The organism is Caballeronia udeis (assembly GCF_044909315.1).
Classification (GTDB): Bacteria; Pseudomonadota; Gammaproteobacteria; order Burkholderiales; family Burkholderiaceae; genus Caballeronia; species Caballeronia udeis_A.
The window spans coordinates 1-24,387 of the sequence record NZ_JBIYEB010000040.1 but is presented as its reverse complement, the minus strand read 5'-3'; the positions used below and the strand labels follow the sequence as shown (position 1 = coordinate 24,387).

18 protein-coding genes and 2 pseudogenes are annotated in these 24,387 nt (G+C 58.4%); 11 read left to right on the top strand and 9 right to left on the bottom strand.

Going from position 1 to position 24,387, the window contains the following annotated elements; all coding sequences use genetic code 11:
- Positions 1-60: 60 nt before the first annotated feature.
- Entirely contained in the window at positions 61-984 is a 924-nt protein-coding gene (locus tag ABH944_RS39665; protein WP_404613848.1) for a LysR family transcriptional regulator, read from the bottom strand.
- Between the two features lie 192 nt (positions 985-1,176).
- Between ABH944_RS39665 and ABH944_RS39660 the strand changes: the two genes are divergently transcribed.
- Positions 1,177-1,596: a RidA family protein gene (locus ABH944_RS39660; RefSeq protein ID WP_404613850.1), complete on the top strand. Its 420-nt coding sequence runs from the start codon at positions 1,177-1,179 to the stop codon at positions 1,594-1,596.
- A gap of 150 nt (positions 1,597-1,746) precedes the next feature.
- A complete protein-coding gene (locus ABH944_RS39655) occupies positions 1,747-2,721 on the top strand; it encodes a quinone oxidoreductase family protein (protein ID WP_404613852.1) in 975 nt (324 codons plus the stop codon).
- A gap of 137 nt (positions 2,722-2,858) precedes the next feature.
- Here ABH944_RS39655 and ABH944_RS39650 read toward each other — a convergent pair whose 3' ends face one another.
- Positions 2,859-3,332, bottom strand: coding sequence for an Lrp/AsnC family transcriptional regulator (locus ABH944_RS39650; protein WP_404613854.1), 474 nt, complete (start codon positions 3,330-3,332; stop codon positions 2,859-2,861).
- Positions 3,333-3,474: 142 nt separating this feature from the next.
- On the opposite strand from ABH944_RS39650, the gene ABH944_RS39645 reads away from it, so the two are divergent.
- The 4 genes and pseudogenes from ABH944_RS39645 (at position 3,475) to ABH944_RS39630 (ending at position 9,207) form a co-directional block, all read left to right on the top strand.
- Positions 3,475-7,011, top strand: a complete 3,537-nt coding sequence (locus tag ABH944_RS39645; RefSeq protein ID WP_404613856.1) for an indolepyruvate ferredoxin oxidoreductase family protein — start codon at positions 3,475-3,477, stop codon at positions 7,009-7,011.
- A 37-nt stretch (positions 7,012-7,048) separates the two neighbouring features.
- Positions 7,049-7,816 carry an SDR family NAD(P)-dependent oxidoreductase gene (locus ABH944_RS39640; protein WP_404613858.1) on the top strand — a complete coding sequence of 256 codons (768 nt, stop codon included), beginning with the start codon at positions 7,049-7,051 and terminating at the stop codon, positions 7,814-7,816.
- Between the two features lie 22 nt (positions 7,817-7,838).
- A pseudogene (locus tag ABH944_RS39635) lies at positions 7,839-8,368 on the top strand (thiolase family protein).
- A gap of 38 nt (positions 8,369-8,406) precedes the next feature.
- The gene (locus tag ABH944_RS39630) at positions 8,407-9,207 is read left to right on the top strand and encodes a PhzF family phenazine biosynthesis protein (protein ID WP_404613860.1); all 801 of its coding nucleotides are present in this window, start codon (positions 8,407-8,409) and stop codon (positions 9,205-9,207) included.
- A 131-nt stretch (positions 9,208-9,338) separates the two neighbouring features.
- Here the strand turns inward: ABH944_RS39630 and ABH944_RS39625 are convergent, their stop codons facing one another.
- From ABH944_RS39625 to ABH944_RS39605, 5 genes and pseudogenes are all read right to left on the bottom strand, one after another.
- A complete protein-coding gene (locus ABH944_RS39625) occupies positions 9,339-10,055 on the bottom strand; it encodes a transposase (RefSeq protein WP_404613862.1) in 717 nt (238 codons plus the stop codon).
- Positions 10,056-10,615: 560 nt separating this feature from the next.
- On the bottom strand, positions 10,616-10,921 hold the full coding sequence (locus ABH944_RS39620) for a sensor histidine kinase (protein ID WP_404613864.1): 306 nt from the start codon (positions 10,919-10,921) through the stop codon (positions 10,616-10,618).
- A 21-nt stretch (positions 10,922-10,942) separates the two neighbouring features.
- The gene (locus tag ABH944_RS39615) at positions 10,943-14,362 is read right to left on the bottom strand and encodes an EAL domain-containing protein (RefSeq protein ID WP_404613866.1); all 3,420 of its coding nucleotides are present in this window, start codon (positions 14,360-14,362) and stop codon (positions 10,943-10,945) included.
- Positions 14,363-14,370: 8 nt separating this feature from the next.
- The gene (locus ABH944_RS39610; RefSeq protein WP_404613890.1) at positions 14,371-15,438 is read right to left on the bottom strand and encodes a substrate-binding domain-containing protein; all 1,068 of its coding nucleotides are present in this window, start codon (positions 15,436-15,438) and stop codon (positions 14,371-14,373) included.
- Positions 15,439-15,879: 441 nt separating this feature from the next.
- A pseudogene (locus ABH944_RS39605) lies at positions 15,880-16,183 on the bottom strand (IS6 family transposase); the annotation flags it as partial.
- Positions 16,184-16,464: 281 nt separating this feature from the next.
- Between ABH944_RS39605 and ABH944_RS39600 the strand changes: the two are divergent.
- The 3 genes from ABH944_RS39600 to ABH944_RS39590 all read left to right on the top strand — a co-directional run bounded on the left by ABH944_RS39600 (position 16,465) and on the right by ABH944_RS39590 (position 19,890).
- Positions 16,465-16,683 (top strand): hypothetical protein, encoded by a 219-nt coding sequence (locus ABH944_RS39600; RefSeq protein WP_404613868.1) that lies wholly within the window; start codon positions 16,465-16,467, stop codon positions 16,681-16,683.
- A 40-nt stretch (positions 16,684-16,723) separates the two neighbouring features.
- Positions 16,724-17,914 carry an FIST signal transduction protein gene (locus ABH944_RS39595; RefSeq protein WP_404613870.1) on the top strand — a complete coding sequence of 397 codons (1,191 nt, stop codon included), beginning with the start codon at positions 16,724-16,726 and terminating at the stop codon, positions 17,912-17,914.
- Between the two features lie 74 nt (positions 17,915-17,988).
- Entirely contained in the window at positions 17,989-19,890 is a 1,902-nt protein-coding gene (locus ABH944_RS39590; RefSeq protein WP_404613872.1) for a putative bifunctional diguanylate cyclase/phosphodiesterase, read from the top strand.
- Positions 19,891-20,198: 308 nt separating this feature from the next.
- Here the strand turns inward: ABH944_RS39590 and ABH944_RS39585 are convergent, their stop codons facing one another.
- Positions 20,199-20,675 carry a YybH family protein gene (locus ABH944_RS39585; RefSeq protein ID WP_404613874.1) on the bottom strand — a complete coding sequence of 159 codons (477 nt, stop codon included), beginning with the start codon at positions 20,673-20,675 and terminating at the stop codon, positions 20,199-20,201.
- Positions 20,676-20,904: 229 nt separating this feature from the next.
- Entirely contained in the window at positions 20,905-22,569 is a 1,665-nt protein-coding gene (locus tag ABH944_RS39580) for a sensor domain-containing diguanylate cyclase (RefSeq protein ID WP_404613876.1), read from the bottom strand.
- A gap of 368 nt (positions 22,570-22,937) precedes the next feature.
- Between ABH944_RS39580 and ABH944_RS39575 the strand changes: the two genes are divergently transcribed.
- Positions 22,938-24,032: an IS630 family transposase gene (locus tag ABH944_RS39575; protein ID WP_404613878.1), complete on the top strand. Its 1,095-nt coding sequence runs from the start codon at positions 22,938-22,940 to the stop codon at positions 24,030-24,032.
- Positions 24,029-24,259 (top strand): DUF6429 family protein, encoded by a 231-nt coding sequence (locus ABH944_RS39570; RefSeq protein WP_404613880.1) that lies wholly within the window; start codon positions 24,029-24,031, stop codon positions 24,257-24,259. The genes ABH944_RS39575 and ABH944_RS39570 overlap by 4 nt, the downstream gene beginning before the upstream one ends.
- Positions 24,260-24,387: the final 128 nt, after the last annotated feature.

Sequence of the window (24,387 nt, the reverse complement as noted above, 5' to 3'; positions counted from 1 at the left end):
CCTGGCCGTGACGAATCGCACCATGCACGCGTGAGGCTCAATCGGATGGACGCAAACCGATCATTGCGTTGCAAACATCTCGACGATGCTGTTTCGCAACCACTGGACTCCGTCATCGTGCTTGCTTCTTTCGTGCCAGTGAACGCGAATATCAAACGTCGGAAGCTGTAGCGGGGTCGGCACAATATGGTACGCGGAAACCTGATGCAGCACTGACACCGCTACTTCCGGCACGGTCAGCAGATAGTCGCTCCTGGCGAGCACGCCCTCTATTGCCAAATAGTGAGGAATGCTCAGTCCGATACGCCGATGGATACCTTTCGCCCTCAAGACCCCCTCTATCAGAGAGTGGCCGCTGCTCGTGGAATCGATCACCAGATGCTCGGCGGAAGCGAACGCAGCCAGATCGAGCTTCGCTTTTGCCAGATGGTGCTTGCGCCGCATGATCGTCACGTACCTTTCAGCACGCAATGTACGCGCGTGTACACGCCCTTTAATCATCGGTAACGACCCCATCGCAATATCCACATCACCGGAGCCGAGCGCGGTCTCGATGTCGTCCCATGCGAAATTGCGCACAAACAGACGTACATGTGGCGCTCTTTTGCTCAAATGCGATACCAGCTCTGAAAGGAAAACCAACTGACCTATGTCAGACATGTGCAGTTTGAAAATACGGTCCGACTTCATGGCATCGAAGCCTAACGGTTGGGCCAGCGCCAGGCGCATTTCGTTTAGCAGCGGCTGTATTCGTTGCCGGAGCGCTAGCGCAGCCTCTGTCGGAGTAACACCGTAGCGCGATCTCACGAATAGCTGGTCTCCCACCACTTGGCGCCACCGCTGCACCATCTGAGAGACGGAGGATTGGCTGATACCAAGGTGGACCGCGACTTGGCTTAGGTTGCCGAATTCGCAAACCATGCAAAAGGCTCGTATCTCAGCCAGCGTCAAGCTATAAGCAGGTTCGATATCTGATATTGGCATGTATGGCTTTCAAAAGAATCTGGAGGGACTATCATTTTCCCTGGCGTCGGTCCCGTATGGTCAGTTACCGGATGCGAATGGATGCTTCAAGCATAGCGCTCCCACCAACGGGAGATGAACTTTTGTTCGGGATCTTGTCCTTCCCGTTTCTCGAGAACAACCCCTAAACGAAAATTGGATCAGGAGTTACAAATGCATCAATCTAACAAATGCGTTGGACGAAGAATTGAGACCACAAAGGCGCCGACTGCACTGGGGAGCTATTCGCAAGGCACTCGATCCGGTCGCATGCTCTATACCTCGGGTCAAATCGGTCTGGATCCAGGAACGCTGAAGTTAGTCGACGGGATTGAAGCGCAGATCCGCCAATCGTTTGCCAACATTGAGGCAATTTGCGAGGCGGCCGGTGCAACGCTTGCATGTATTACCAAGCTGACAGTTTTCCTCGTTGAGAGGGATGACTGGGCTCATGTGAACCGTATCATGGCAGAACTATTCATCGGCGCTTTCCCCTCTCGTACTGCTGTAGGCGTTGTTTGGCTTCCTCTGGGTGCGGCCGTGGAGATCGAGGCAATAGCCGAGATTCCAGCCGATGTAACGTTGCCTGACTGAGACCGGCGCGCAATCGCTGAGGAAAACTGCACGCAATGATGGGGAAACCAGGAGAATTCCAGATTATATGGATTCCTTATTTTATTGCACACCTATCGGCACAAACAACAGACATCGATTCCGGATACAAACATCCTGAAGGAGATTTTAATGCCGTTTGCCATCGTGATGCACGCCCCTGGCGGCCCAGACGTTCTGAAATTCGAAGAGGTCAGCGTGCCACTGCCGCAGTCGCACGAAGTTGTCGTTTGTCACGCCGCGATCGGTGTCAACTTTCATGACGTGTATGTACGATCAGGTGCCTACAAGACCCTGGAATTGCCCGGCGTTCTCGGTATTGAAGCGGCAGGCGTTGTTGAAGCGGTTGGCGCTGATGTAACAGATTTCCGCCCTGGCGACCGTGTTGCTTATGTCACGAAATCCTATGGGGCATATGCAGAGAAGCGTGTCATCGGTCAAGAGAGCTTGGTACTGTTGCCCCCAAACGTATCGGATGAGGTGGCCGCCGCAATTTTTATGAAGGGCCTTACGGCCCAGGTGCTGATCGAGCAGGTCTATCGCGTGAAAAAAGGTGACTGGGTGTTGGTCCATGCTGCTGCTGGTGGTGTCGGTCTGCTTCTTTGTCAGTGGGCGCGGCATCTTGGTGCCCGCGTGATTGGAACAGTAGGCACACCAAGGAAGGCCGAGGCGGCATTAGCGGCCGGCTGTGAATCTGTCATCCTCTATCGTGAGGAAGACTTCATTGCGCGCGTGCTCGATATTACCGCTGGCGAAGGTGTGCAGGTTGCCTATGATTCCGTAGGCAAGGACACGTTCTTCGGCTCACTAAAGTGCCTCGCGCCGTGTGGCCATCTGGCCAACTTCGGCCAGGCCTCCGGCGCTGTGGAGCCTTTCGAGGTCTCGCAACTTTTTCCGAAATCAAACTCTCTATCTCGCCCCAACGTAATGGAGTATCTCCGCACTCCCACGAAGTTGCGCGAGGCGGCAGCGAGCTTGTTTGATGCGTTGTCGGCCAACATCATTCAAGCTGGCGAGATTCAGTCGATTTCCCTACGGGACGCCGCTCAGGCACATACTGAACTTGAGTCCCGTGAGCGGACGGCCTCGCTGGTACTCAAGCCCTGAGGAGCCGCCGCGCCGATTGGAGAGATACAAGCGCCTGTGAGCGTATCTTGCGCAACAGTCCCACTGCGGCGCTCCAATATAGGCAGCCCTGGTTATCGGCAGTTGCAAACACTACGTGCCGCTGGATTGGTCTGCGATCATTCGGTGCGAATGCGCACAGGTAGCGCTGTCTTGTATTCAACGCGGCGCAGGGCTACCGATGTGTGGATGTCGCGCACACCTTCAATCTTCGTGAGCTTGGTCATCACGAACCGCTCGATACCGGCAATGTCGCTGGCGACTACACGAAGCATGTAGTCGAAGGCGCCGGTCATCAGATAACACTCCATCACTTCCTCGAAGTTTGCGATTGCGCGCTCAAACGCGGCAAGCCGCACTTCGCTCTTTTTTTCAATCGCGACCGACACGTAAGCGTTGACCGGAAACCCCGCTTTTTCCTGGTCGAGGAGGGTCACGTACTGGGTGATGACACCGGACTCTTCGAGTAACCGGATGCGTCGGTAATATGGAGATAGCGACAGGCCCAGAGACTCGGCGAGGTCGGCTGCTTTCACGTGTGCATCGTGCTGAAGTGCGTGCAGGATGGTCACATCATTACGATCGAATTTCATTGGCTAACTTTCCCTGCAAAACGGCTGAATTCGGCGTTGATTGCCAATTTTCGTCAATTTGATGGTCAAGTTTGGCACAAGTCGTCTCCATCGGCTAACTAAAATGGGTCGTATCCCACACATGCAGCAACGGAGACAAACAATGAATATGCGAGCAGTCGAGATCGAGCACCAACTCGACATGGAGTACCGTCTTGAGGACCGCTATCGTCGGGAGAACGGAACAGTTTTCCTGACAGGTACCCAGGCGCTCGTGCGAATTCTGGTTGAGCAGGCTCGCCACGATCGCGCTGCCGGCATCCACACTGGGGGCCTGGTATCGGGCTACCGTGGATCGCCGCTTGGGGGATTTGACCAGGAACTCTGGCGTCAGAAGAAGCTGCTCGCAGAGCATGCCATTCGCTTTGAGCCGGGGCTTAACGAAGATCTGGGCGCAACCATGCTTTGGGGTGCCCAACAGGTCGACGCATTTCCGGGCAAGCGTGTCGACGGTGTGTTTTCCATGTGGTACGGCAAAGGTCCAGGCGTTGATCGCACCGGCGACGTCTTCCGCAATGCCAATATCCTGGGCACGTCGAAGCAGGGTGGCGTGCTGGCTGTAGCGGGGGATGACCACGCGGCGCAATCATCGATGTTCCCGCACCAAACTGACCACGTGTTCGAAGGCGCGATGATGCCGATTCTCTTCCCGGCGTCGGTGGAGGAATATATCGAGTTCGGCCTGACGGGCTACGCGATGTCCCGTTTCTCAGGCCTTTGGGTCGCATTCAAGGCAATCACCGAGACCGTCGAAAGTGGACGCTCGATGACCGTGAAGGGCCATGGTGCGGATGCGGCTTTGCGCTTCAGGTTGCCCGCAGACATTCAGATTCCGGAAGTTCGGGGTTTCAACTACGACCCGAATCTTCGTTGGCCGGCTGAGCGAGACGAGCTCGAGCGACGTGTGCTCGATGAGCGTCTGCCCGCAGCACTGGCCTTTATCCGCACAAATCCCCTCGACCGCACGCTGGTGCGGCCGCAAGCTGCACGTGTTGGTATTGTCACGGTGGGCAAGGCGCACGGTGATGTGCTGGCTGCTTTCGAAGCACTCGGGCTTTCGCCAAAAGAACTGGAGCGCCTTGGCATTGGTGTCTACAAGATCGGCATGATCTGGCCACTCGAAGCCGAAGGGGTCCGCACATTTGCCCGCGGCATGCGGGCGCTTGTCGTAGTCGAAGAGAAGCGCTCTTTTGTAGAACGGCAGATCAAGGAAGCGTTGTACAACCTGCCGACGCACGATCGGCCTGCCGTGTTCGGCAAGGACTTGGGAGAAGCGGGCCCGTTGCTGCCCACCGCGATGGAGTTCGCGCCCGAGCAAATTGTGGCGGCGCTCAAACGGTTCTTCGCCCACACCCAGGTTGAACTGAGCGCCCCGGCCTCGCTCGCATCGCCCGTTCAACGACGCGGCTTGCGCGTGATTTCGCTTGCGCTCGGCAAGGATGCTGAACCGCTTACCCGCAAGCCTTTCTTCTGTGCAGGATGTCCCCACAATACGTCGACCAAATTGCCGGACGGTTCATATGCTGCCGCCGGTATCGGTTGTCACATCATGGCGTTGGGCGAAGCGAGCGACACCGCGACGTTTTGCCAGATGGGCGGGGAGGGGGTCCAGTGGATCGGGATGTCAACGTTCATGGACATCCCGCACATGTTCGTCAATCTTGGTGACGGTACATATCAGCACTCGGGCAGTCTTGCCATTCGCCAGTCGGTTGCGGCGAATTCGAACGTCACATACAAGATCCTCTTTAACGACGCGGTGGCGATGACAGGAGGCCAGCCCGCGGAAGGCAACCTCACCGTCCAGCGCGTGACAGCCCAAGTGGTCGCCGAGGGCGTGACAAAGGTGGTGGTTGTCACTGATGAACCGGAAAAGTATTCGCGCCGCTCCGGCTTGCCCGCAACTGTCGAAGTTCAGCATCGCGACGATCTTGACGCATTGCAACGGACCTTGCGTGAGACCAAAGGCGTCTCGGTCATTGTGTACGACCAGACCTGCGCGGCTGAAAAGCGCCGCCGGCGTAAGCGCGGAAAGCTTATCGACCCGCCTAAGCGCGTTGTAATCAACCCGGCTGTTTGTGAAGGCTGCGGCGATTGTTCCGTGCAGTCGAATTGCATTGCGATCGAACCGCTGGAAACGGAACTCGGCCGCAAGCGCGCGGTTAATCAGTCGAGTTGCAACAAGGACACTTCGTGCCTTAAAGGATTCTGCCCGAGCTTCGTTACGATCGAAGGACTGCAGCCGAAGCGCCCGGACCAGAAGCTCATCGGCGCCATCGAAGAAGAATGGCGACCAAGGGTTCCCGCGCCTGCGCCCGTGCCGGCCGAAATGAAGCAACACGCGAGCATTGTCGTGACAGGCATCGGTGGCACAGGTGTGGTCACGATTGGTGCAATTCTCGCCATGGCCGCACATCTGGAAGGCAAGGGCGTCTCCACGCTGGATTTCACGGGACTCGCTCAGAAGAATGGTGCTGTTATCAGTCACATACAGATCGCGAGTAACCGGGAAAAAATCGTTACGTCCCGCATTGGTGCGCATGCCGCGAATGTACTGCTCGGCTGTGACGCGGTGGTCGCGGCGTCCGCCGGAGCGCTCTCACGGGTTGCCTCGGGGATGACGCGGGCTATCGTGAACGAACGGATTACGCCGACATCGGACTTCGTGCGCGATGGCGACCTGCCGATTAGCAAAGCGATCCATCAGAGCGCTATCGAAAGCGCAATTGGCGGATCCCCGTCCGTTTTCTGGGACGGTTCCGGCGCGGCCGAGACCCTTTTCGGTGATGCGATTGCATCGAACATGATGATGGTTGGGTATGCGTATCAACTGGGGCTGATTCCCCTCTCGGAAGAAGCAATCGGGCGAGCCATCGAACTGAATGGCACAGCCGTGAAGATGAATGAGCGCGCGTTCTTCTGGGGGCGTCTGATGGCACACGACGCCAGCGTGATCGAGCGGGTCTCCGGCACGAAGGCTGCAGAATCAAGCGTGTTCGAACTCGAGCGTTTCGTGGCCGATCGGGTGCGCGACCTCGAGTGCTATCAGAACGCCGCCTATGGCCGCCGGTACAAGGCGCTTGTCGATAGCGTGCAGCAAACCGAGCGACGCGTGGCGGGGGTTGTTGGTGAGCTCACGGAAGCGGTTGCCCGCAACTACTTCAAGGTTCTCGCCTACAAGGACGAGTACGAAGTGGCGCGGCTGCATACCGACGGCAGCTTCCGGTCCTATCTGTCCAGCGCCTTCGATGGCGGCGGCAAGAAGACGTTTTACATGGCGCCTCCGATTCTCACCCGCCGCGACCCTCGCACCGGCCGCAGAAACAAGATTGCGCTTCGCGCTGCGTGGCTCGACCCGCTGCTGCGCGTGATGAAGCACGGCAAGGTCTTGCGCGGGACACCGCTGGATCCGTTTGGCCGCCAGCAGGACAGGGTCATCGAGCGTGCGTTGATCGGCGAATTCGAGGAAGACGTCAGTCTGGCCGTTCAAAGTCTCACACCTGGGACGATCGAGACTGCAATCGCTCTGCTGCGCGTGCCGTCATCAATTCGAGGCTTCGGCGTGATCAAGGAGCGCAATTACGAAAACGCCCGTCCGGTGCGTCAACGGTACCGCGCGATGTTGCTGACGAGCGGTTAGTAATCGGTTTGCACAAGCGAACAAGGAGGAGGTGAATATGGTGATTGGCGATAGCACTTTTCTGGTCACGGGCGGCAGCTCTGGTTTTGGCGCAGCGGTTGGCCGTTTGTTGCTCGAGCGCGGCGCGAACGTCGCGTTTGCGGACATCGATTTGAAGGGGGCTCAGGCGGAAGCAGTCCGTAACGCGGAGCGCGGTTTTGCGGTTCGGGTTGATGTGACTGACGGCGGGAGCGTCGAGGAAGCGGTCACTTCAGTGACAAGCCGTTTTGGTCCGTTGCGAGGCGTGGTGAATTGTGCAGGGATTGCGCCGGCGCAGCGCATTATTGGTCGCGAAGGACCGCACTCGCTCGATCTGTTCGCCAAGGTTGTTTCGGTCAATCTGATTGGCACTTTCAACGTGATGCGTATCGCGGCCGCGGCGATGGCGGGCAACGAACTGGATGCTCATGGCGAGCGGGGCGTAATCATCAACACGGCATCGGTGGCCGCCTTCGACGGACAGATTGGTCAGGCAGCATACGCCGCGTCCAAGGGCGGGGTCGTGTCGCTGACACTACCCGCGGCGCGCGAGCTTGGCCGCCACGCAATCCGGGTCGTCACGATCGCTCCCGGCATCTTCGAAACGCCCATGCTTCGCGGCATGCCTGAAGAGGTGCAGAAGGCATTGGGCGAAGGCGTGCCATTCCCCCAACGCCTCGGTCGTCCCGGTGAATTTGCATCGCTCGTCGGCCATATTGCCGAGAACGCCTATCTGAACGGCGAGGTGATCCGCCTCGACGGCGCACTTCGCATGGCACCGCGCTGATACTGATTAACAGGAGCATACGATGACAATTCACCAGGATGACATTGTGATTGTCGGCGCAAAGCGCACGGCTATCGGTGCCTTTCAAGGGCAGTTCAAGGACCTCTCTTCGCCGCGTCTCGCCTCTGTGGCGATCAACGCTGCGATCAAGCAGGCGGGAATCGATCCGGCAACGATCGACGAGGCCATCTCGGATGCTGTCTGCCCGCCGGTCTTGGGCAGGCGCCGGCGCGTCAGGCGGTACAGGGCGCAGGCCTGGCGTATTCGGTTCCGGCAACGACTGTCAACAAGATGTGCGGCTCCGGCATGAAGGCGGTCATGCTTGCGCATGATCTGCTTCGCTGCGGCACTGCCACTGTGGCCATTGCCGGTGGTATGGAGTCGATGACGAACTCCCCCTATCTGCTGCCAAAGGCACGTCAAGGTCTTCGCATGGGACATGGGACGGCCGCTGGGCACGGTCGCATTGTGTGCCCGGCATCGCAAACTGTACATGTTCGCCAGCTTGACGGGCTGGTATCGTATTCAACGAATTGGACTGCGGGTTGCTGACTCACTGACTAACCTACCGCTTTGAACAAGAGCATCTTATGAAACTGCCGATCTATCAGATTGACGCATTTTCGGACAAGGTCTTCAAGGGCAACTACGCTGCGGTGGTGCCGCTCGACCGCTGGCTGCCCGATAGCTTGATGCAGTCGATCGCTACCGAGAATAATCTATCTGAAACAGCATTCTTCGTTAAAAATGCTGACGACGCGTTCGACATCCGCTGGTTTTCACCGCTCACCGAAATCGCCTTTTGTGGACATGCCACGCTGGCAAGCGCATATGTGATCTTCAAGGCGTGTAATGATCTGGAAGTCATCGAATTTGTTGCGAAAGCGGTCGGTCGGCTTGCTGTTTGCCGTATGCGTGACGGTCTGATCGAAATGAGTTTCCCACAGCGCCGGCCTGAAAGACTGAACGAGATACCTGAAAACCTGATCTCGGGGCTTTCGATACGGCCTCAAGAAGTGCTGATAAGCCAGCAAGCGTACGTCGCCATCTACGAAACAGAGCACGAGGTACGATCCGTCGTACCTGAACTCAATCTATTGTCCACACTTGCTCCGCTCGATGTCGTTGTCACGGCGCGCGGCGATCACCACGATTTCGTGTCCCGCTACTTCTGGCCTGCCAATGGTGGCGATGAAGATCCGGTGACGGGATCCATTCACGCGGCGCTCGCGCCATTCTGGTCCGAGCGTTTGGGCAAGCCCGAACTCGTGGCCATGCAGGTCTCACGCCGTACCGGGTTGCTTCATTGCCGCGTACAAGACGACCGGGTGTATATCTCCGGTCAGGCCGTTCAGTATCTTGAAGGGACAATCGAAGTCCCGGAAGCGTAGGCGATAAAGCTCACGTTACGCAGGGTCTTTCGCTGCGGTCCCTTGGTTCGATCGGCCACGTCGGCTGACAACACTGCGGGAATGACCGTTACACCTGGAAGCTGCCGGTGAGGGCGCGCCAGGTCGAAGGATCAGCCCACGTGTGTGAGGGCGCCTGTCGTGCGAACCTTGGGCGGCCGGTCGCGCAGCAACAGCGGCATCAAACGCCGGTTGGCTGTCTGCGCCGCCCACTCGCAATACGCGGCGCTGCCGAGCACCCGGCCCTTGAGCGTCGATTGCATCAGGTTATTGACCTCAAGTTCGTCAGGGGGGTGTGCGCCCAAATCGCGATAAGCCTGGTGGCGCTCGAACGGTGTATTGCCGAGCGTCCGGTAGAGTGGATGGTCCTTGATGAAGCTATCGGCACGCAGCCCGATGTGATGCATGAAGCTAGACCACCGGTAGTTGCCCGGCTCTGCCACAAGGCGGTTGCGCACCGGCGCATGATCGATGACCTGGCTCGCGAGCAGGAAATACCGGTCGGGTTCGATCACTGTTGCCCAGTAACCGCCACGCCACACCGAACCGCGGCGTCCATGGCGGCGGTTGAAGGTCTCGACGTAGCGACGGCCGACCGCCTGCATCGCCATGGCCACGCTCGACGCGTATGAAGGTGTGACGAGGAACTGTACCGCGTCAGGCATGAGTACCCACGCGTGGACTGCCAGATCGGCGACGCGCGCCGCGTCCGCCAGGCAGGCGAGGAAGTACAGGTAGTCTCCTTCATCCAGGAATGCGGGCCCCGTGAGCCCCTGCAAGATAACGTGCTGCGGTTGTTCTGGGACGTAGTGCCGTGCAAGCGGTGTCATGCTGAATTAACCGGGAATCCGTGTGTTAGGAAGCGATCTGACAGGTATCGAACGCGTGACAGTACACAACTGAATTCTATGGGTAATGTGCATGCGTTTGCATCACGAACAGGCCTTGTTTCTGGCCTCTTTTCGTTGATTTGCCGCTTCGCGGCCGGCCTCTCTTTTATGCCACCGCTGAATAGCAGCGCCGCTCTATACACCCCGGACGCTCTGCCTGCGCGCGATCCGGCACCAATACATCAGGCAACACGTGACTTTGGCTACAAGCAGAGCTTCGATAATGCCGGCTGATCTGCTCATTGGTGGCCGAATGCTTGCTCGAACGGAACAACAACCACTTGCAGCGGGTCGAAATCATGCGCGAGCTCGACGTTAAAAACGTAGGTGTTTTATCCGTCCCGCCGCGGCCAGATAACTGCGCATTGGCACCCTGATTGGCCCGCCGATACACCCGTTATAATCGCTAGTGATATAAGTAATCCTGATTATATTAATCAGGCTCAGTCGTCCACCGTTACCGCGACAGAACAGAATGGCGCGCTCTCCTTCAAACACAACTAGCTGGACGCCGCCTGGCGATCGGGAAGACTGACCTTGATCGCGGTACCGGCTCTCGCCGCACTCACCACCTCGATGTGACCGCCCAGCATCAAGACCCGCTCTTCCATCCCCGCCAGGCCGAACGATGTTTTTCTGATCGCCTGCGCGTCGAACCCCTTGCCGTCGTCGCGAACCTCCAGTACGCAGGCGTCGGGCGCTTGTTCGAGCGTAATGATCACTTCGCTGGCCGCCGCATGACGGGCGACGTTCGTCAGCGCCTCCTGGACGAGGCGAAACAGCGCGATAGCGCGGTCCTCGCTCATGACGATGTTCTACACAACCCTTTACGTCGTTTTATACCTGCCCTGTCTGGCTTCGATATTGATGACCGACCGCGTTCTCTCAGACCGGTGGAGCAGTGTCACAATCTTATCGGATGAAACGGGTCTGCCAAAATGATACCCCTGTGCTTCGTCGCATTCGTTCTCGCGCAGGAAAGCCAGTTGCTGTTCAGTTTCGACCCCTTCCGCGATAACTTTCAGGTTCAGCATGTGGCCCAGCGATATGACGGCCATCGCGATCGCTTTATCATCCGGGTCTGTCGAGATGTCACGAATGAAGGACTGATCGATCTTCAGCCGACACACAGGAAATTGCTTCAATGCGCTCAGGCTGGAATAGCCGGTTCCGAAGTCGTCAATTGACATCTGGACGCCCATGGTCTGCAGCGCCTCCATCTTTACGATTGCCTGCGGCACGTCTTGCATGATGAGACTCTCGGTCAGTTCCAGTTCAAGATGGCAGGCATCCAGAGCGCTATCCTCCAAGGCTCTCGCCACGCGATGAATCAGGTTTTTTTCAGCGAATTGGCGGGCGGATACGTTGACCGACATGCGGATCAACGGCAGCCCCGCCTCCTGCCAAGCTTTATTTTGCGCACACGCCGTTCGAAGCACCCATTCGCCGATAGGGACGATCAAACCAGTTTCTTCGGCTAGCGGAATAAACCTGGCCGGTGAAATCACGCCCAGCTCGGGATGTCGCCAACGTATTAGCGCTTCCACACCCGTGATCCGGCCAGAGCCTAAATCGACCTGTGGTTGATACAACAACAAGAACTCACTGTGCTCGATTGCCCTGCGCAATCCATCCTGCAGCACGAGCTTTTCTTGAACCTTCGCATTCATCTCGCTCGCGTAGAACTGGTAGTTATTTCGCCCCATTTCTTTGGCGGAATACATTGCGGCATCCGCATTCATGAGCAATGTATCTATGTCCGTCCCGTTTTCAGGGTAGGTTGCTACCCCCACGCTGCATGTGACCTGAAGTTTCTGGGCACCAATCTGCAGGGGCTGCCCGATCACGTCCTGGATTCTCTGCAGCGTGTGCGCGATGCCGTCCATGTTGTCGGGCGCATCGAACAGGACAATCACAAATTCGTCGCCGCCCAGGCGTGCGACCGTATCGATACTTCGTACGCACTTCACCATCCGGTCGGCCACCGTTTTAAGCAGTTCGTCGCCGGCGCTATGGCCCAGGCTGTCGTTGATCAGTTTGAACTGGTCGAGATCGATAAACACGACTGCTACCCCGCGACCGTCGCGGTCGCTGTGAAGCAAGGCTTGTCGAATGCGCTCTTCCAGCAGTACGCGGTTTGGCAAGCCAGTCAGCGCATCATGAAGTGCCATGTGTCGAATGCTGTCTTCTGTGTCTTTGCGCTCTATGGCTATGCCCGCAATGCGGGTAGCGATATCAATCATCTGGGTCTCGATCTGGGCCGGTTTGCGTACTTCCATGGCATACAACGCAAACGTCCCCATGACCTTGCCGTGATGCGACAGAATAGGGGTCGACCAGCAGGCGCGAAACCCGTAAGTGCTGGCCAGAGCCCGATAGTCTTCCCATAGCGGGTCCTGCATGATATCGGTAACGATCACGGGCTCGCCTCGATGTACTGCTGTACCGCAAGAGCCCACCTTCGGGCCGACTGCAACGCCGTCGATGGCCTGGATGTACGCGTCTGGAAGGCTTGGTGCAGCACCATGGCGCATATGTATTCCATCCACGTCGAGAAGCAGGATGGAGGCGGTCATTCCGGTCAATTGCGATTCGACAAGGCGCGCGAGGCTGTCCAGAACCTTGTCGAGCGGCGTGCTCATCGCGATCATCTCCAGGACCCGACCTTGTTCTATACGCAAAACTCCCGCTCTTTTGCGCTGATCAATGTCGTGCACTACGCAGATCGCACCTTTGGACAAGTCGCCACGATCGACTGCGATCAGGGTCCGTTCAACCCAGAAAACCGTTCCATCCCGCCGCTTCAGTTGTATATCGACGGCGTGTACGCCTTCTATTTCGACCGCAGCAGATGCCGCATCGCCATCCTCTTGATATCCATCCTTCGACGGATGCAGTCGATCGGTCGAGACATCCGTCAGATCATCAATCTGATAGCCGAACATGGTGGCAAACGAATGGTTACATCGGACAATGCGGCGATCCGCGAGAAAGGCGATGCCGACGCCAATGTGGTCGAGAATGATTTTTTGTTCTGTCATCAGGGCAACAATTTCCTGCTCCGCTTGCGAGCGAACGATTGCCTCGCGCTGCAAGTCGGCATTCTGCGTACCCAGTCTTTCTTTGATAACGCTTAATTCGCTTGTTTTTTGCTTGAGTTGATTGCGGTCCTTCAGCAATTGCCCGACCGCGTTCGCCATCTCGTCTATTTCATCTGTGCCGCTCAACGGCCCCGTCACGGTTGTGTCCTCTGCCGACTGCTGACGAAGATGCTTGCTAATGCCGCGCAGCCGTGCAAGTACGTGCCGCCCCATGAACAAGTACGCGATCAGCCACGCCAGCGTCAGGCTGCAGACGAGTATGGCCAGTACCCACTGTTGATTGCGATTCGAGACACCGACAAGCGCTTGCACCGCTTCCCGGTAGTCCCGCGCAAAGTAGCTGGATTGCCGCCGTGCAGCTAAAACCAGTGCGATCGATTGCTTCTGCAACTCATCGCGGAAGCGCAGCAGACCTTCGTTATCCTTGATAAGCCTCATGCGTAGCGAGAATGGATCCTGCGGATCGGGATCAATACTGTCAGCTTTCCTCGACCCAAAATCGTCAAGCCTGGCTCGCAAAGGTTTAGGCAAACTGCCTGCCGCCTTAAGCTCCTTCTCGAACTGGAATCGCAGTTGCGTCACGTCCTCTATGCGGCTCGCGCCGTCGAGACGATAAAGCACATTCGCCAGCGCGAAACCCTCTCGCGTGTGAGCCGCCTGAAGGCTCGCGATACGCGTTTTTAGCGTCCGGGAAAAATCGACTTCGGTTCTCAGGGTGCTCTCGCGCAGTTGCGCCACAATATTGGCGGTACTGCGAAACAATTGGCTCGACTGCTGCAAGTCGAGCACGTCTACATCTTCGCTGAACGCACCCACGCGCATCACCAGGTGATCGAGCGTGTTCAACCGCACAACGATGTCGGCGTAACTCGAATGCATCGCGTCGAGCGATTCGGTGGCCAGCAACTGATAGGTTGCGCGCTCTATCAAGACCGTGTGCTCTAGCAGGTCCTGTACGTCTTGCATGCGCACCAGCCGTTCTTCTGTCAGCTGTTGCGCAGCGCTGTTCGACGCACGCAGCGTGTGGACCGCCGTCATGGCGCCCGCAATGATCAGCAGCGCCAACACCGAAAGCGCAAGGGCGAACTGGCCGCGCAGCGATTTCGGCATCATGCGGTGGAACACGCGTGCGACGATGTGAGTCAAGGCCACCCCTAACGTTTCCAGATGCGCCGATAGATGTCCCTATAGCCATTCTTAGGGTCGTACTGAAAGCGCTCGCCACCATCGAACGCAATATTGTCGGCGTTGACCAGGTGAACCGGTGCCACGAAGCCGCTGACCGGCTGGCCTGCAAACAGACGGTTCAACTCGTCCACCAGTTGCCACCCTTGTTGATTGAGCGGCTCAGCAACAGTACCGGTTTGATATGTTTTCGCCTGAACGCGCAGAAACGCGGTGGCACTTCCGTCGCCGGCCGACAACAAGCTTAGCCCGCTGCTTGGCACGCCGGCTTTGGTCAGCGCAGGAGTGGCATAGTCGAAGTAGATATCATTAATCGCAAGCGCATCGGTCCAGCGCTTACCATATCGCGCGAGTAACGCCTTTGTTATTGCCGGCATCTTCTCAGCACTTTCTGAAATGGCAACGTCGCGCACCTCCAGCAATGTGCACCCTTTACAGGCCCGGATGATGTCCGCCATGACATTCGACTTAGTTACCGCAATTTCAAACCTGGAGTCCGTCAGGATCACAACCCCGGCATGACCGTTCGACTGCGCCACCGCCCCCAAGGCAGTGACGCGAGCGACCTCGACGGGGTCGGTCGTCACGTTCATTGCAACGGCAGTACCGGCGATAGGACCCGGCGTTGACCCAGCATGCCACGCAACGATCGGAATTCCCCGGCTTGCAATTCGTGCCAGCTCCGGTTTGCTGTTTTGTGCGTCGGCGCCACATAGAATAAGACCATCCGGTTTTGACGCCATTGCTCGTTCGAACGCCGTCAGGCGGCCGGCCGATGTACCGCCGGCATCGAATATCTTGAGCGTCCAGCCCATCGTCCGTACTGCCTCACGCACCCCCTGTGCGACGCCGAGGATCCCGCCATTGCGCAGATCCTCCGAAATGAAAGCAATACTCTTGCCGGGTTGAGCAGGCGGCCCCGATTCAGGCCCGGTCCACGGAACACCGTGGAGCGTCGCTTTGGCGATGATCCGCTGCGTTTCGGCGAGGGATAGGGTAGTGGCCGAAGCGGGTTGTCCAGCGGACGACGGCGGCATACCCCGGGCTAGTTGCGAAATGCAAACGAGAAGGCAAATACCTGCGAACGCAACTGCGGGTACAAGATTCTTGCGTCGAGCGTGGTTGAGCAGCGTTCGCAATGGAACCAATGCATCGATATTTTTGCTTACTGATTCAAATGCCATGAAACCACCTTTAACTTGCGTCGCGCATCAGGTCGCCAATCGCAGCAAGGGCTGTTTCGAGTCGGCGAAGACGCTCGTAGCGGCTCCTGCCGCTAGCAGTCCACAAGCGAGGAGACTTCCTGCATTCGCCAAGATCGGCTTCAGCGCCTTTTTATCGAAACAAACTATTCGCGACAACGGTCACCCGGTATGACGGCTCAGCGCTCGAATTGCTTGGTGCAAGGCAGCTTGCCACCATGAAGCACGGGGAGTCAGATCGAAAATACAAACATTCGCTGACTGCGTTAACGGCGTCGCCGGCATTAACCTTAGACGCGCTTTCGAAATCGGAGCGGGCACCAGGCTCGATCGCAGCACACGCTTGAAGAAGCGCTTGGCGGCCGCCTTGTCGCGCCGCTTTCACCCGATGGGCAAAGCCCTCGTCAAACTTGTTGCACCAGCATCGGATCGTCTCATATGTCACGGTCAGACCACGCTGGAGGAGCAGTTCCTCGATGTCACGCAAACTCAACTGAAAGCGGAAATACCAGCGCATGGAGCAACTGATGACTTCAGCTGGAAAACGGTGACCGTGATAAAGGGATTTCGGTTTCGTCATCGTGCCATCTTACGTGACCGACCCGATAACTTGACAATGCCCGAAAAGTGCATGTCACGCACGTCACTTTGCTCGCTTGTGTCACTTAGCACGGCGAGGAGCCTACGTAGTTGCTCCATCGCTTCGAATGCGTGGGACACGTAGGCCTCTGGCATGAGGATCAGACTCCTTAAATCAACTGAACCCCACTTCGGGTTAATCGCGATAAAGAGGGGGTGGCGCGGTGCCGATATCCCTTATAAGGACACGTACAAACCGTATCTCGCGTCAGGAGATCGAGTATGAAAGCCGTAGATTTCCTCACGTACCACGAAATCTTCGACAGGTCGGTGGATCACCTGATCCTGCCGGCCGAGGCCGAAGCTCCTTACTATGAGCAACTCACGGGGTCCACCATGGGGCGTGACTCAAGCAACATATTCTCCGGAATTCCCGGGGGCGATTCAGTTATCCACAACCGGTTCGCATTCAGACCGGTCCACACCCCGGGTCAATTTTAAGTCCGCGTGGACGAGCCTGAACTCGACAAGGAACAACCCAATGACCATCGCCACCGCCTGGAGCACGGAGCCCGATCCGCGCCTCGCTTTCGAAACCGCTTACCTGCAGCTACGCGCGAAGCTGAGTGGAGATGCTTCCCTGCTACTGGCCTTCCACACGGAACGTTACCCTGCGGCCGAGTTGTTGGCGGCAGTGCGTGAGCTGCCGCCCGGAGTGCGGGTGCACGCCACGTCGAGCTGTGCTGCCGTAATGACCGAGGAGGGTTTCCACGGCGTCGATGGCCGGGCCCTGGGCCTGTGGGGTCTGCGCGATCCCGAAGGCGCGTTCGGTGTCGGTATCGCATCGCTCCAGCCGGATCCCGGCCGCGCCGCAGTGCAGGCGCTCGAACAAGCGCTGGCCGAGGCGGGCCGGCCGGGCGAGGCGCCGCACATGGTGTGGATCAGCGCGGCACCCGGCAGCGAAGAGGCCGTGCTCGCGGGTATCCGCGAGGTGCTGGGCAACTCCGTCCCGGTGCTGGGCGGCACTGCGGGCGACAACGAAGGCACCGGGCGTTGGAGCGTGCTGACACGCGAGACGGCTGGGGATGACGCCGTTGCTATCAGTGTGCTGTACTCCAGCCACCGCATGTCGTCGTCATTTCAAAGTGGATATTCACCGACAGAAAAGCGCGGCCATATTACTGCTGCCGCCGGCCGCGTGCTGCAGCAGATCGACGGACGGCCGGCTGCCGAGGTCTACAACGAATGGACCGGCGGGATGATCTCCTCGATGCTCGGCGGCGGCAACCTCGTGACGATGACCTCGTTTGCCCCTCTTGGCCGGGTCGCCGGCACGGTCGAACGCATCGCCTACTACCAGTTGTCGCACCTGGACGCCGTGACCGAGGACGGTGGCCTGAGCCTGTTCACTGAGGTACATGCGGGCGAGGACATCTGGCTCATGACCGGTTCGCGCGAAAGCCTTGTGTCTCGAGCTGCTCGTGTCACCAGCGCTGCGCTCGAACTCGATAGTGTTGAACGCAGTGATGTGCTCGGTGCGCTCGTGGTGTATTGCGCCGGCTGCTTGCGCACGGTGATGGACGACATGCCCCGGGTGGTCAGCGGCCTTAACGCGTCGCTCGGCGGCAAGCCCTTTCTCGGTGGCTTCACCTATGGTGAGCAAGGCTGCGTGGTCGGCCGCGAGAGCGTGCACGGCAACCTGATGGTCTCGTCGATTGTGTTCTCACGCTAGTGTCCGGCACCACTGGACGCCCACCCCACCGGATCCCGGATCCGGACTCGCAGAGTCGCGACTCCGCCGAGGAGTTGCGCGAGGCGCTGATCGATCTGGATCGTGCACGCGCGCACGAGCGCCAGATGCGTCTCCAGACCGAAGGCCTGCTCGAGGGCCTGCGCGTGCTCACCCGCGCGGAGAACACGCGCCAGATGTTCGACGAGCTCACCACGGTGCTGCAGCGATTCGTGCCGTTCGAGGCGGCGTTCCTGATGCAGGCGGAGGAGGGTAGCGATCGCTTCGAAGTGACGCAGTCGACATGCCGTGAATTCGAGGGGGGCAACTGGACGGCGGAGGACATGCTTCGGCGGGTGGCCACCGGCAAGATCGTCGCGGCGTTCGACGTCACCGCCCTGCCCGAATGGCAGGCGCAGCCGCCTTCCGTGCGCGAACGGGTGCGATCGGCCATCCACGTGCCGCTGCGCACCGGCACGCGCTGTGCGGTGCTCGTGTTCACCCATTCACGCACCGCGTTTTTCGACAGGCACCACGTCGACATGCTGGAACGCTTCGCACCGCTTACGACGCAGGCGATGGCCAGCATGGAGTACCGTGCCCGTCTTGAGGCACACGCGACGCGCATTGAATATATGGCCAATCACGACGCGCTGACCGGCCTGCCGAACCGCACGGCGCTTGCCGAGCGCGTCGAGGTGCTGGCCGCGCACGCGCATCGCGCAGGCGAACTGCTGGTGCTGCTGTTCCTTGACCTCGACCGCTTCAAGCACGTCAACGACACCTTCGGCCACGGCGTCGGCGACGCGCTGCTGAAGGTGATCGCCAAGCGATTGCGGGAGGCGGTCCGGGAATCCGACACGGTCGCACGCCTGGGTGGCGACGAGTTCGTGATCCTGTTGACCGGGATCACGGAGGTCGGCGCGGTGAACTCGGTGGTTGCCAAGATTCTCGCGACCATCGAGCTGCCGGTCGTGGTGGAGGACCAGACGCTGTTCGTGAGCGCAAGCATCGGCGCGTCGATCTGCCCCGCAGATGGCGAGGACGTTGCCAGCCTGTTGAAGAACGCCGACGTGGCGATGTACCGCGCCAAGGAAGAAGGCCGCAACGGAGTTCGTTTCTACGCGCCCGAGATGAGTGAGTGCGCACGCGTGCAGTTCGAGTTGGAGGGCGCGTTGCGGCAGGCGCTTACGCTCGGCGAGTTTGAATTGCACTACCAGCCGCGTATCCATCTGGAGCTCCGTGAGCTGGTCGGCATGGAAGCGCTGCTGCGCTGGCGCCACCCCCAGCGAGGGTTGGTCATGCCCTGCGACTTCATCGCTGCGGCGGAAGAGAATGGCCTCATCGTGCAGATCGGCGAATGGGTCATCACCCGCACCTGCGCGCAGTCGCGTGCCTGGCAGGATGCGGGCCTGCCCGCGCTGCCGGTAGCGGTGAATGTATCGGGCCGGCAGATGCATAAGCCCCAGGAATTCCTCGACCATGTTTCGGCCACGCTGGCACGAGCTGGCCTGCCGGGCACGCGACTCGAAATCGAGCTGACCGAAAGCGTGGTGATGCAGTATCCGGCGCAGATGATCGACGTGCTGCATCGTCTTAGGCGGATGGGCGTGCGCATCGCGCTTGACGATTTCGGGACCGGGCATTCGAGTCTCAGCTATCTCAAGCGCTTCCCGGTCGACATGCTCAAGATCGACGGTTCGTTCGTGCGCGACCTGGCAATCGACGGAGACGATGCCGCGATCGCGCGTGCCATCGTCTCGATGGGGCATGCGCTCGGGCTGCGAGTGGTGGCTGAAGGCGTCGAAGATGAAGCGCAACTTAACCTGCTGCGCCAGATGGGGTGTGACGAGGCACAGGGCTTCCTGTTCAGCCCGCCACTGCCGGCGCATGAGATGGAAGCGTGCATGCGTCGAAGCGCGAGCCGTGGGGCCGGGACTGGGCAGTCAATCAGCGGTGCAATACCGAGATCGATCTGAAGCACGGCGGGATTCGGCAAGGCTGATCTCGCCGTGGAATACCGCCCGTACAGGGCAAATTCAACCTCGTCTTTGCAATCGGCGTTCTATTCGGATTTGCGAGGTTTTGGCGGTTGGACTGTCGCCGACCTTGGAGTGAAAAAACGCATTCGCTGAAAATGGACGGAACGCTAGCAGTGCAGTTGCTGCCTGGCGAATGTCGTGTCAGCGACAATTGTTGGATAAGCCATTACCGACGACTGAAAGGCGGTCGACAAGCGATCAATGATCGTGCACGGGCGAACGGCCGTTGGACGGCAAACGACCACTTACTGAAGGACTTTGTTCGGCGTCGCGCTGAACGAGATGAACCGGGCAATGGACCACTTGCCGTCGGGCTGCCGTTTGAAAATGTCCATCCCCGCTTCTGTACTCACGCTCGACTCGCCACGCATCTGCGCAGTAAGCGTCCAGAACAACCGGACTACGGCGATATCCCCGGACACGATGATCTCGCGGATGTCGGGGCTGTCGTAGTCGAGTTGCAACTCAGGCTTCGCCAACACCGCACTGAGTTTCCCGCAGAGCGCGTCGCGGCTACCATCGAGCACTTCAGGAACGGTCGAAACCAGATCAGGGGCGAATACGTCACAGACCCCTGCGGCATCGCGAGCGTTAAATGCCACCCTCCAACGCTGCAGCCGTTCCGTGATGGCGGCCCTGTCTGAATCCACATCTGCGCGAGCTGGAGTCACCGCACCAACGCCCGCCGACACGACGGCGATCGCAAGCAGCCATTTGACCATGAGAGGTCTCCAAATCGATCGGACTGACTTCCATTTTATAGGGAACAGATCCCGCAAGGGATCGACAACGATAAAGGCGGGAAAGCCTTTGATAACCGACCTCGTCCGTATGACATCGCCGAAAGAGACCTGAGGCGGGCCGATCAATGGTGGGCCGCTCCGCGAGTCAACCCAGGAGCGGGTTCGGCCAATAACAGCTATCGATGCCAGCTCACGAATCCGAGCCAATCTACGGGTTGGAAGGCAGTATCACTTCTGCTCCACTGGAGCAATGAGCAGGCTCCCCACATTCGTTTTGCGCTCGGAGGTCCTGCTTCCCAGATAGGTCGTCGCCCGTCAAACTAATGTGTCGGATGGCGACCTGGTCATAGGTGCGCCATGCACTCGTAGCACTGGCTCGGCCGTGTTCCTTGGCTTCGTACATGGCTTCGTCCGCTTTCCTGACAAGATCATCTGCGGTGTCGCCCTGCGCAAGCACGGCCACTCCAAGACTCGCGCGCATGACGTGCGGTTTGCCGCGCACCGAGATCGCCGTGGCGAAAGCCTGTGCTATGTCCTCAACGGTTTGGGTGGCGATTTCCCCCGCGCGTGCCGCTCCGACAATCACGAGAAATTCGTCGCCGCCCAAGCGGCCGATCGCACCGCGATTACCCACCGCGATCCGGACCCGGTCTGCAAGGACCACAAGGACCTCGTCGCCTGCCTGATGTCCGTGCGTGTCGTTTAGTTGCTTGAAATCGTCCAGATCTACGAAGATCGCCGCCACTCTGCCGCTTGCATCGGGTGACGAGACCGCCCCATGCAGCAGGTCTGTAATACGTCCCCGGTTAAATAAACCGGTGAGTCGGTCAGTTTCCGACAGGCGCCGCAGTTCTTCTTTGCCTTTTAGCAGCTTGGCGACCAGTGCCATTATCCACAATGAGAAACCAATAAGGATGAGTGAGATGACGAGGGCCATGACCACGTACACGCGTCGCATCTTGAAGTAGTCATCCAGCGCTTCGGCAACCGAGAGACCAGCGACGACCATCAGGTCATAACGGTCGATTGAGCGGCTAGCGACGATTCGTTCGATATGATCGACGGGGTCCACCACGGTACCGTCGTGCGTGCGTAGAACGGTGGCGTACCCGTCGGGTAGTGGACCACCGGTGGTGCTGGGTGCCTCTCCCGCCCGGCGAGACAACGTAAAACCATGACTGGAAACGACGGCGATCAGGCCATGCTCGCCAAGCGCGGCGCTGTTGTAGAAGCCGTCGGTCAGATAGGCGGGGTCCTCTGAGACAACAACGACACCGCCGAACGTGCCGTCGGGCCGGTTGATGCGCCGCGTCGCCTGAACTGACCATTGCTTCGATACTCGCCCGATCACCGGTTTGCTGATGAACAGTCCCACTGCGGGATTTAACCGATGCACAAGGAAGTGTTCGCGATCGCTAAGATCGACTACCCCGGAAAACTTGAGGGTCGAGGCCAAGACATGGCCGTCCGCGCCAACAACCGTCACCTGGAGCGCGGTGTCTGCGCTGATCAACCCGCGCGCTTCGTACTGTGCGAGGTCGAACGTTTGTGGTGCGCTTTCATAGCCGTACTTGATCAGTAACGCGATTTCATCGACATCGTGAACAGTCTTCAGGGTGTGGTTTTGAAGCGAGCGCGCCAAGGTCTGGGCCGCATCCTCCGTTTCGCGCAACACCCCGACCTTCTCGATATGCAGTCTCACGGAGATCGTGATCCACAGCACACAAAGGACGACGAGGGTCAGTACGGGAATCAATATCAGCGCGCGGGGCAGTGACTTGCTCCTCTCAAGACCCGGCAGAGTCGGCTCCATAATTCCCTCAAAATCCTTTTTCTCAGCTGCGAATTCTGTACCACACAGGATAAACATCATGCCCTGAACAGAAGTCGATTTGTTCGCCTCCTCAACAAATCGTCATGCGCGGACGTATTCGGCCCAGGGGGCGACGTTGCGAATCTGTCCGCCCTTTCCCCTGTAGCAACGCGACGTTCTTCGCTTATCCGTCTCGCGTTGTTTGGAGTGGAGAAGCCGAAGCAAGTAATCGCTTCATGAAGAGTGAATAGAAGGGTTGTGACGCAAATAGTGCAGGCGAGCGAGAAAGTCGTCCTGTAGTGGTCAAGTATTGTGGACACTCACAAAGGGGGGGCACAAAGAACTAGTATCATGAGTTGAAAATTCATTGAATGATACCGATCACGTACTAAAGTGTTCTGTGTAGCACTTGATATGCGGAGGTGGCGATGAGTGGACGGCCCAAGGGGGAGCTGGTGCTGAGTGAATCGGAGCGCGAAGACCTGCAAGCGCTGACGATGCGACGCAAGACCGCGCAGGCCTTGGCATTGCGGGCGCGCATCGTGTTGGCCTGTGCCGATGGCATGGATAACAAGACAGTTGCGGCGAAACAGCGGGTCACACAGCAAACGGTTTCGAAGTGGCGTGCGCGGTTCGTGATCCATCGTATGGATGGCCTGCTCGATGCACCTCGGCCCGGCACACCGAGGACGATTGATGACGCGCGCGTCGATGCGCTCATCGCGAAGACGCTCGAGTCCGTGCCTGTCGGAGCGACTCACTGGAGCACGCGCACGATGGCTCGCGAAATGAAATTGTCGCAGACCGCGGTCACACGAATCTGGCGTGCTTTTGGCTTGCAGCCGCATCGGCAGGAAACGTTCAAGCTCTCCAGCGATCCCATGTTCGTCGACAAGGTGCGAGATATCGTCGGGCTTTACCTGGACCCGCCGCTCAAGGCCATGGTCCTGTGCGTGGACGAGAAGAGCCAGATTCAGGCGCTCGATCGCACGCAACCCATGTTGCCGTTGGCACCCGGCATCCCTGAGCGACGTACCCACGACTACATGCGCCACGGCACGACCACCCTGTTCGCGGCGCTGGACATCGCTACTGGTGAAGTAATTGGCGAGGTACATCGGCGCCATCGCAGCAGCGAATTTGTGCGCTTTCTGCGCACCATCGAAGCCAGCGTGCCGTCTTACCTGGAGGTGCATCTGGTCATGGACAACTATGGCACGCACAAGACGCCCTCGATCAAAGCCTGGTTCGCTCGTCATCCTCGCTTCCATGTTCACTTCACACCCACCTCGGCGTCGTGGCTTAACCAGGTCGAACGATGGTTTGCCACGCTCACTGAAAAATACCTTCGACGCGGTACGCATCGGTCGACACGTCAACTCGAAGACGCGATCCGTTATTACCTGGATGTCTATAACTCGAACCCCAAACCGTTTGTCTGGAGTAAGTCGGCCGATGAGATCCTGGCCAGCCTCGAACGGTTTTGTGTGCGGCTCCGCAAGGCTGCGGCAGGAGCATCATGAATATCAATACCGACGCAATTGATGAAGTGTCCCTGGCGCTTCTCTACCTGACCCTGCATGACCGATACCGTGCATGGAAGGGCTTCGACTGGGATGTGCTGAATCGACTCCATGAACGAGGCTTCATCGAAGACCCTGTCAACAAGACGAAGTCCGTGATCTTTACGGAAGAAGGACTGCGCGAGTCCGAGCGACTGTTTAATCAGCACTTTGTGATTCCGGAATGAACAGGGAATTGATTTAACGAACTTCTAACTCACGACACTGATATGTATTTGACCTGTCCAGTGGTTTATAAAGGATTCTGGTTCGTACAATGTGTTGGTAGCAGAACGGACGGCATGCCGACGGTTGA